8 protein-coding genes are annotated in these 8,783 nt (G+C 46.5%); 3 read left to right on the top strand and 5 right to left on the bottom strand.

The annotated features are described in order from the left end of the window. Positions 1-103: 103 nt before the first annotated feature. On the bottom strand, positions 104-559 hold the full coding sequence (locus Q4Q49_RS12165) for a hypothetical protein (RefSeq protein ID WP_012088704.1): 456 nt from the start codon (positions 557-559) through the stop codon (positions 104-106). A 248-nt stretch (positions 560-807) separates the two neighbouring features. On the opposite strand from Q4Q49_RS12165, the gene Q4Q49_RS12160 reads away from it, so the two are divergent. The 3 genes from Q4Q49_RS12160 (at position 808) to Q4Q49_RS12150 (ending at position 4,259) form a co-directional block, all read left to right on the top strand. Next, positions 808-2,178, top strand: a complete 1,371-nt coding sequence (locus Q4Q49_RS12160) for a sigma-54-dependent Fis family transcriptional regulator (RefSeq protein WP_259544090.1) — start codon at positions 808-810, stop codon at positions 2,176-2,178. Positions 2,179-2,285: 107 nt separating this feature from the next. After that, positions 2,286-3,362, top strand: a complete 1,077-nt coding sequence (locus tag Q4Q49_RS12155; protein WP_311999459.1) for an L-dopachrome tautomerase-related protein — start codon at positions 2,286-2,288, stop codon at positions 3,360-3,362. Positions 3,363-3,602: 240 nt separating this feature from the next. After that, positions 3,603-4,259 carry a hypothetical protein gene (locus Q4Q49_RS12150; protein WP_012088707.1) on the top strand — a complete coding sequence of 219 codons (657 nt, stop codon included), beginning with the start codon at positions 3,603-3,605 and terminating at the stop codon, positions 4,257-4,259. Here Q4Q49_RS12150 and Q4Q49_RS12145 read toward each other — a convergent pair. The 4 genes from Q4Q49_RS12145 to pfaD form a co-directional block, all read right to left on the bottom strand. Then, positions 4,252-5,958, bottom strand: a complete 1,707-nt coding sequence (locus Q4Q49_RS12145) for a diacylglycerol kinase family protein (RefSeq protein ID WP_311999458.1) — start codon at positions 5,956-5,958, stop codon at positions 4,252-4,254. The genes Q4Q49_RS12150 and Q4Q49_RS12145 overlap by 8 nt on opposite strands. A 144-nt stretch (positions 5,959-6,102) precedes the next feature. Beyond that, a complete protein-coding gene (locus Q4Q49_RS12140) occupies positions 6,103-6,297 on the bottom strand; it encodes a hypothetical protein (RefSeq protein ID WP_006080946.1) in 195 nt (64 codons plus the stop codon). Positions 6,298-6,320: 23 nt separating this feature from the next. Beyond that, positions 6,321-6,497 carry a DUF1328 domain-containing protein gene (locus Q4Q49_RS12135; RefSeq protein ID WP_006080947.1) on the bottom strand — a complete coding sequence of 59 codons (177 nt, stop codon included), beginning with the start codon at positions 6,495-6,497 and terminating at the stop codon, positions 6,321-6,323. A gap of 619 nt (positions 6,498-7,116) precedes the next feature. Continuing rightward, positions 7,117-8,763 carry an eicosapentaenoate synthase subunit PfaD gene (pfaD, locus tag Q4Q49_RS12130; protein ID WP_311999457.1) on the bottom strand — a complete coding sequence of 549 codons (1,647 nt, stop codon included), beginning with the start codon at positions 8,761-8,763 and terminating at the stop codon, positions 7,117-7,119. Positions 8,764-8,783 lie beyond the last annotated feature (20 nt).

Raw genomic sequence — 8,783 nt, 5'->3', positions numbered from 1 at the left:
CAATAAGTGCGGTTGAGTGTGTAAGGTTTCGCGTATGCAGTAGCAAGCCGTATTAGTACAGAGACATCATATTGATGTGCACTGATGCTAACAGCTACAAGGATTAACTGGGGTTGAGTGAACTCATACCATCGCAACTGATTTGCAACCAAGCGGCACCTTCTGCGAGCTGATTGGCAAGCTGTGGCTGATGTGCTTGCCTTACCGCTTGTTTCATCTGGATTAACACTTGTTGTTCAATGGCGACAAGTGCGGCCATCGCTTGTGCCATATGGCATTGTTGCAGCAATTTGGTCACTTGAGTATAAGTCACTGGTATTGCATGACTTAGACCATGAATAGGCTCACCAGTTAGAGGGCGCAGCTGTTCAAAACGCGTCAACATTCGTTGATGGATATTCGCTTTGGTCGAAAAAATACGCTTAAGGTTATAGTCTTCGACGTACGTCATTGCCTGATTGTAGAATGTTAGCCCTTCTTGATTGAGCTTTATTATTTCATCAATCAAACTGATATCGGCGCGGATATCAGTCTGATGTTGCACAACATTAGACTTCATGAATGCCTCCAAATGCCAGCGTTCGGCACAGTCCTGTTTAACGGTTTGGCTTAACTAATTGCGTTTCGTTCAGCTACCATGCATATTTTGTTCTCATTTTTAATGGTATGTTAACAGGCTGATTTTTAGACTGATATTCTCGGTTACTTGCGCCATCCTCTTAGAATATCGGCAACTATTACCGTTGCTGTTGTTAAAATTTCACGACTGACATACAGTAGCCCTTCATACACAGGGAGTGGGATAGCATGGCTCGATTGACACTTTTTTATCACCTGCAGGATGTAAACGCCGAGCAAGCTATCATTGAACTCGCCGGCGCAGCCGACTTTAATAAGCTACGCAGTGTCGATGATTTACCTTGGATAGAGCAGCTTGAGGCGAACCACATTGATGTTGCCATCATTGAGCTGTCTAGCCTTAGCCGTGAGGATTATCTTGGGCTGCTGGACAATACGGCCTTGTCTAATATCGAGTTTATATTTCTCTCCGACGGTCAGCCGAACCCCAATCTTGATCAGTTAATGTCGAATTTTGCCTGTTATCATTTTCGTAAACCCTACGATATGACGTTGATCAGTGACATCTTCGCCGATTTTGCCCAGTATTTAGTCTCATCACCAATCCGGCCTCGGCCTTTTTCCAGCGAGCTAGACCAATATGGTTTGCTTGTCGGTTCCTCTGCAGCTATGCACAAGCTGTATCGTACGATACGTCGCGTTTCTGCGACCGACAGTAATGTGCTGATTATTGGTGAGAGTGGCGCAGGGAAAGAGCTCGTTGCCAATACCATACATCTTGCCAGCCCGAGATTGAACGAGCCTTTTATTGCAATTAACTGCGGTGCATTAAGCCCTGAGTTGGTCGATAGTGAGCTGTTTGGTCATGTCAAAGGCGCTTTCACTGGTGCGAATCGCGATCACAAAGGCGTATTTGAGCAGGCAGAAGGTGGAACCTTATTTCTTGATGAAGTCACCGAAATGCCGATTGAGCATCAAGTGAAGTTACTCAGAGTGCTTGAAAATAGCGAATATCGTCCCGTTGGCGGTGCCAAAGTGCAGCATGCCAATGTGCGGATTGTGGCGGCAACTAATCGTGATCCCATAGTGGCGATTGAGGCAGGGCAATTTCGCGAAGATTTGTATTTCCGTTTGGCCCAGTTCCCTATCCGCGTTCCGCCATTAAGGGAACGTGGCGATGATATTCTCGGGCTAGCGCAGCATTTTCTTGCCTATCGTAATGTGGCCGAAAAGCAGAATAAAAGCCTCGCTGAAGACAGTGCGCAGATGATTGCGGCATATCCTTGGCCAGGGAATGTGCGTGAATTAAAACATGCCATTGAGCGAGCCTATATTTTGGCAGATCAAGAGATTTTACCCAGTCACTTACAACTGCCACAGGCGAGTGAAATGGGGGCATCTGCCGATGACCAAGTGGTTATTCCGCAGGGCATGCGTTTAGAAGACTTAGAAAAAATCGCCATTTATCAAGCATTAGAAACCACTCAAGGCAATAAAACCGATACCGCCGAGCAACTGGGGATCAGCGTGAAAACTCTCTACAACAAGCTCAGCAAGTACGAGCAGCAAGTCGAAGCGGGTGAGCCGACGGCGGAATAGTGCTGATTATCAAATTAATATTGAAACAGAACCGATTTTTACACTATTTTTTTTGTAAATAATAACTCCTATTCTACAGCCCTTAAACAGAAAAGCGGAGATAGAATATGAAACACTTATTTACTACAGCATTATGGCTTTCTTTGACTGCCAGTAGTTTTGTAAACGCTACCCCAGCGGTAGGAAGTCTTGAAACAGTCGCTGAATTGCCAATACGACCTGGCAATGTCAGCGTCACTGCACAAGGTCGGATTTTTGCCACGGTACATCCACTTGATACGCCGTCAGGTATACAACTGATTGAAGTTAATCGTGAAACCAATGCTTACAAAGCTTGGCCTTCAATGGATTTGCAAAAAACATCGACAGCCAATACTGCTCAATTTGATACCTTATTAGGTATTGCTCAGGACAAAGCTGGACACCTCTGGACCGCAGATATGGGGTTAGAATTAGGTCAGACGAGGATTTGGGGATTCAACATTAAGGATGGCAGTCTATATAAACAAATTGTCCTACCACAAGCACTCGCGCCCAAAGGCAGCTTTATGCAGGATCTGGTTGTCGATTCACAAAAAGGCTGGATTTATTTAGCCGATATCGCCAACCCAGGCCTCTTAGCAGTGCGTATCGACGATGGTCATACCGTACGTTTTTCAGGTCATAGTTCGCTGCAGGCCGAAGCGGATGCAGTAATGAACATAGATAACAAAACAACATTGTTTAATGGCAAGGTTGCTAGTGTCGCGGTCAATCCCATCAGTTTATCTGCCGATGGAAGCACACTCTATTATGGTGCAATGAATGGCACTCACTGGTATCAGTTATCGACTGCGGCTTTACAAACAGGCAATAATGATAAAATTATCGCGACTGTAAAATTAGTCGGAGCTAAGCCAGTGTCAGATGGCGCTGCAACGTCCAAACAAGGTAATCATTACTTCACCAATTTGAACCACAATGCCATATCTATGTTAGATAACAAAGGTACGCTATCAACAGCGGTCAGTTCTCCATTGCTGGATTTTCCCGATAGTGTGCAATTTGGTGAAACGGGCTGGTTATATATTTCAGTGAATCAATTGCATAAAGCAAAAGCCTTTAATGGCGAAGCTGAAACAGCCAAACCACCTTATCGCATCATGCGACTCTGGACCGGTGAGGATACCGCTGCGGGTCAATAACACCTTAGCTGCAACTGCAAAGTTGCAGCTTTTCGTTACACTATGAGCGATATCGCAACGGTTATTTCCATTGATGTCAGTCGTTGGTTTAACTCGAAAGGATCTAAAAATAAGTTAGGTGTTGATTGTGTAAACTATCAATGCCTCATATTGTTACTAGCACAGGTCAATTTGGGATGGTGAGATAATTTTTGGAACAAGGAACAAGGAACAAGGAACAAGGAACAAGGAACAAGTTCAGTGACACTTAATCAACCTCCTAAGAGTGCGCTTTATCTCAAGGCGTTGAGTACCCAGTACCGACCTATACTGTGGTTTTTTGCCATTGCCTTGTTAGTGCTTGGATTGCTTTGTGCGAGGGCGGCCTGGTTACAACCCGAGCCCGTGTTACGGCTTGTGCTTGGTTGGGTGGCATTTTTTCTGTTGTTCCCTGTACTGCCGCTAGCGTTAGTTCGGCAACAATCTTGGTTAGATACCGAGCGACAGCAATTGTGGCTTGGTAAAGGTGTCTTCAATGGGAAGTTGCCTGGATTGTGGCGTTGGCGCGCCTATGCCTTTTCAGATATTAATGCTGTGCAACTCTATCTGCTACAAACAACCCATTGGCACCAGCTCGACCGTAACCGCCAAGCGGAAGATACGGTAGATCACTATCTCGCTTATTTACAAGTGCAGCAGCCTAAAGGGAGTCAACTGAAATTGGCTAACAGCACTGACAAGCAGGAATTACAGCAAGTTTTGCAGCAATGCGCGCAAGCGATAGGCTGTAAGTTTCAGGATTTTAGCAATAGTCCTCAAAAATCCCACCCCAAAGTGAGTGAATTTAATTTTATGCGAGTGCTTATTGCGCTTGTTGTTTTTATCTTAATAAACATCGCGATAGTGTCATTTATATGATTTTTGGGTCGATAGCATTTTCAGTCGATTCTTGATAAGGCACAAATACCTTGAGAGATGCGGGTTGGACTTCAATGGTGAGATCCGCGGGTTCAAAGATTTCGCCATCAATCACATATTTACACTTGGGCTGACTGCTAATGTTCACTTTTTTCGCATGGGCGTGGTGGACCTTGGTCGCGCTAGATGGCGTACCAGGTAGCTTTGAATGCGTGTCTTTATTGCCTTCCTTTACCCATCCAGCAATGGCTAATTCGGCTAGGCTAAGGAGCTTGTCTGTCGGCTCACTGCCGGCATCTAGCCAGGTAATATCGAGTAGGCCATCTGTCATGTTTGGCTCGCCATCGCCTTGCGCTAATACGCTGGTAAACGGTGCTGCATTGGCAACGATGAGGCTATGGGTGGTTAATGTTGTGGGCTCGGCATCATCTAAGCTGAGCTGTATGGTTAAAGTGACATCGGCATTGACGGCGCGCCATAAACCATCGAGGTAGGCAAACTGGCCGAGGGCATTTTTACGTTCACGGTTGGCAGATTCAATCATCTGCTGTTCAAAGCCAATCCCCACAAGTAACAAGACTAATTGTTCATTACAACGAGCTGTATCAATGGCTTGGTAATGCCCTTGGATAATATTGTCCAGCGCCTGAGAGACAGGAATGAGCTTACTGCCTAAACCAAATAGCGCGTGGCTGAGGGCGTTAGTCGTGCCTAACGGAATGATCCCTAAGGCGATATCAGTGTTCACTATTTCCGATGCCACCTCTGTCACTGTGCCATCGCCGCCACAGGCAATAATGATATCTGCGCCGCTACTGCGGGCTTTTTTGGCGAAGGTGTTTGCGCTGACATTTTCGCTGGTGAGTTTTAACGTTAGGTCAAAATAGGCTTTTAGTTCGTCTTGGATTTGCTCGCCATATTCTTGCCATTTGCCGCCGCCGGAGACTGGGTTGGCGATAATCCACGCCACTTTGTGGATGTTGATTTTGCCTTGCTTAAGCATGTGTTCAAGGGCGCGTAATTGCCATTTGTTTAAGCCCGCGGTTTTGCGGACTTGCTTAATTTGTTGCAGTACTTCGGCGAAGTTGCGCTGTTTATCTTTACAGACTAAATAGGCGGCGAGCACCAGTACTGAGCGGCCGCGCCCCATAGCACAGTGGATCAGCACCTGTTTATTGGCGCGCACTTGGCGATGTAACCAGTTAACGGCTTGATTGAGTTGGGCACTGGTCGGCACGCTATGGTCGAGGATGGGAATGTTCAAATACTCGATATGATCTTCAAACTGCGACCAATCTAAGCCATCAAATTCGGCGGTCACATCAAGAATTGCGGTGATCTTATTGGCTTTGATTTTCTGCAGATCCGCAGAAAATAATCGGCAGCCGAGATACAACTGCTCATCTATCTTTTGCATCGACGGCACAGAGTCGCGTTTTCTGGCCCAATGATTATACAGCCGACAGCCCAATAAAAACGGAATAAAGCCCCAGCGAATATACCAAGGGATAGTGCCATCTTGACGCTTTCTAAAAATGCTAGCGAGATTAAACCAGTAGGCTGAACCGACTAAAAATAGCGACAGGCTTGTCCAAGCCCAAATAAAGGTGAGCAGGGTAGACGTGCCCGTTACTGCAAAATAGGCGAGTAACACGGCACCCATAAAGTAGAAATATTTGATGTGGATTTTGCTTAGCATACGCGCCCTCCAATGCTGTTTTTTGATTTAACCGCTGCATGTTGAGCGGCTGACTGAATCGGTGAATCGCGTTGTTAACATTAGATCAAAAGGGTGGCAGTAGATATGTCTATTGCCACCCTCAAGTTAGGTTAAAGTGTCAGATTAGCACTTAGTATCTTTAGCCTTAACGCCTTCTTTAACTTCTTCACAGGCATCTTCAATGGCATTACCTGCATCAGTCATCACTTCATCAATTTTTTCGCCGGCATCTTCGGCTTTGTTATCACTACAGGCGGTTAAACCTAAAGCGAGCAGTAATGCCAGTGAAGCGCTTGTCATCAGAGTAAATGGTTTCATATACATCTCCTTTTCTAAAAAAATTAAAGTCGCGGTGACTTGCCCTTGAGGGCATTAATCAGCAGTGAAATTACGAGTAACACAATAAATAAGAAGAAAATAATTTTTGCGATTCCCGCTGCCGCGCCAGCGATACCCGTAAATCCAAACAGTCCGGCAATAACAGCGACAACTAGAAATACTAATGTCCAACCTAACATAATAACCTCCTGCCCTTGTCTTAATCCTTCGCATGACCGTTTGTGTCATTTGTAAGGTAACGGCTAATGGTTATTTCTAGAATGCGAACATAATGCCAACTTTGTTTATTTTAATTAAAATGTTGATTTTAAATAAAATTTAAAGAATTGGTTTTAAGCGGATACGAATGTGCTAAGCGTGGAATAGGCAATTTTTACCTAAGCTTCGGTAAGAGTTTCAGTCAGAAAATAGAGAAGCACAGCAAAAAAAAGCCGATACTTTTGAATGACAAAAAACTTTATTCACAAATCATGTGGTGTATGTAGAGTTTTGGGGAAGGGATATGTCCTATCAAAGTTTGCCTCGCAACCTATTCATAAATTACGCGATTGGTTGCTGGCGTGCATTGTCGCGGCAGTGGCCATCGGAAAAAGGGACTTTTCCGTTGAGCCCCAAGGATGGGTTTACGGCGTGCCACTGGAGCGACAGTGCTTAGCGGCATTGGCACAAACAGAGTCAATAACTCAAGGGATTAGATTGGTAATAAGGTCGGCGGCTTCGATTTAACGAGGTAGTGAAGAAGACTGCATCAAGTAGGGAGTTGAGTCCCTACTTGATGTCTCGATAGTCCGTTAGGGGTTAAAAACGATTTAGCGGTTTCCAGCGTTGCAGGCTAACTGGAATGCTAACCCCTTGGGATAACAGCAAGTTAATGCGGGATTGATACGCCGCGCCCACCATTAAATGTTTGGCTAAATCGACCGCATTACGGGCTTTATAGTCATCTAAATAACTGCCTTTTGCCCACGCATTAAATGCCCCGAGCGCAGGGCCTGCCCAAATTTGGTAATCCATTTCGCGGCCGACTTCACCTGTGTTCGACCAGCGGCTCGACAGACCCAAATACCAGCGGAAAATCAGCGCCATCTTACGTTTGGGGTTATCCAGTGCACGCTCGATTTGCTTAGGGTCACGTTCGTTAAAGTGGGCAACTGTGCCCGCCCAAATGTCATCGAGTGATGCGCGAAACACTTGCTCTTCGAGCTTTTTACGCTCGTCCGCGGGGATGGCATCAATTGAATCGTAACGGGTATAAATTTCATAAAGCTTATTGGCGCGCATTGGAAACAGAGTACCGCGCTTAACTACTTGTAATTTCACGCCCATTTCGAACATATCGGCGGCAGGCGCCATAGTCACATCAGCCATTTCTGTGGTGGCGAGTAACTTACGTGTGTGTTCGCTCGCGCCCGCCTCCACACACGCTTGGTTGATTGAACCTGTGACGATAAAGGCCGCGCCCATGTTGAAGGTGGCTAATGCTGCGTCGGGGGTACCAACGCCGCCGCCTGCACCGACACGGATGGGCGTCTTGTATTGATACTTAGCTTGGATTTCATCTTTGAGCGCCAAAATCGTCGGCAATAGCGTGACCAGTGGACGATTGTCGGTATGGCCACCTGAGTCGGCTTCGGCCGTGATGTCATCCGCCATTGGCACCAGTAATGCCATTGCCATTTGGTCTTGGCTGATAAGACCATCACTCACTAATTGCTGGAGGATTTTGGCAGGCGCCGGCTCCATAAACTTAGTTGCGACTTCGGTGCGGCTGATTTTGGCTATGACTTTGTTGCCAATGACGATGTCGCCATGTGCGTCGCGGCTCAAGCCCGCTGCGCGGTAATAGACGATCTGCGGCGTTAAACCTAAAAATGCCGAGGCTTCGACCGTGCGCACTTTATGTTTTAAAAACAGCTCAACGCTGCCGCGCTCTAATGCGGGCTCGCTTGGGCTGTGAATTAAGTTAAAGGCGTAGGGACCATTGGGCAGAGCTGCTTGAATGCGGGTAATGGCCGCTTCAACCCGGGATGGAATTAGCCCCGCCGCGCCAAATGAGCACAAAATGCCCGCTTGACCCAGCGCGATAACCAGTTCTTCCGAAGCAATACCGTTGGCCATGGCGCCGGCATAGTAAGCGTATTTAACCCCGTGGACGCGGCGAAAATTACTATCGCCTAAACTTTGGGTGCCAAGGGCAGGGGCAAAGGCGCTGACAGGGTGTGAGCCCAATGGCGCTTGGCTGTCACTGGTGGTCACTTCGGCCGTTTGCGCTATGCCTAAGCCTTTTTCACTGTGATTGACTAAGTAGCAGGCTTGGCTTAAATCTTTGAGTTTTTTGCCTAATGAGTCGATATCAAAGCTCAGCGCTGCATCATTGACTTGCCATGGCCAAGGGCTGAGTTTTTCGTTATTACTATTAAATTGATCGAGAGTATGGCTTGTCATAGGTATTCTCTTTTTATTGC

The organism is Shewanella sp. SP1S1-7 (genome assembly GCF_031932105.1).
Classification (GTDB): domain Bacteria; phylum Pseudomonadota; class Gammaproteobacteria; order Enterobacterales; family Shewanellaceae; genus Shewanella; species Shewanella baltica.
This window is presented reverse-complemented; position numbering and strand designations above follow the sequence as displayed.

What these genes read in the sequence shown, in the direction of transcription:
- Q4Q49_RS12140 (WP_006080946.1), bottom strand. Translation starts at nt 6,297, where the DNA reads ATGAAACCATTTACTCTGATGACAAGCGCTTCACTGGCATTACTGCTC.
- Q4Q49_RS12155 (WP_311999459.1), top strand. Translation starts at nt 2,286, where the DNA reads ATGAAACACTTATTTACTACAGCATTATGGCTTTCTTTGACTGCCAGT.
- pfaD (WP_311999457.1), bottom strand. Translation starts at nt 8,763, where the DNA reads ATGACAAGCCATACTCTCGATCAATTTAATAGTAATAACGAAAAACTC.
- Q4Q49_RS12165 (WP_012088704.1), bottom strand. Translation starts at nt 559, where the DNA reads ATGAAGTCTAATGTTGTGCAACATCAGACTGATATCCGCGCCGATATC.
- Q4Q49_RS12135 (WP_006080947.1), bottom strand. Translation starts at nt 6,497, where the DNA reads ATGTTAGGTTGGACATTAGTATTTCTAGTTGTCGCTGTTATTGCCGGA.
- Q4Q49_RS12160 (WP_259544090.1), top strand. Translation starts at nt 808, where the DNA reads ATGGCTCGATTGACACTTTTTTATCACCTGCAGGATGTAAACGCCGAG.
- Q4Q49_RS12145 (WP_311999458.1), bottom strand. Translation starts at nt 5,958, where the DNA reads ATGCTAAGCAAAATCCACATCAAATATTTCTACTTTATGGGTGCCGTG.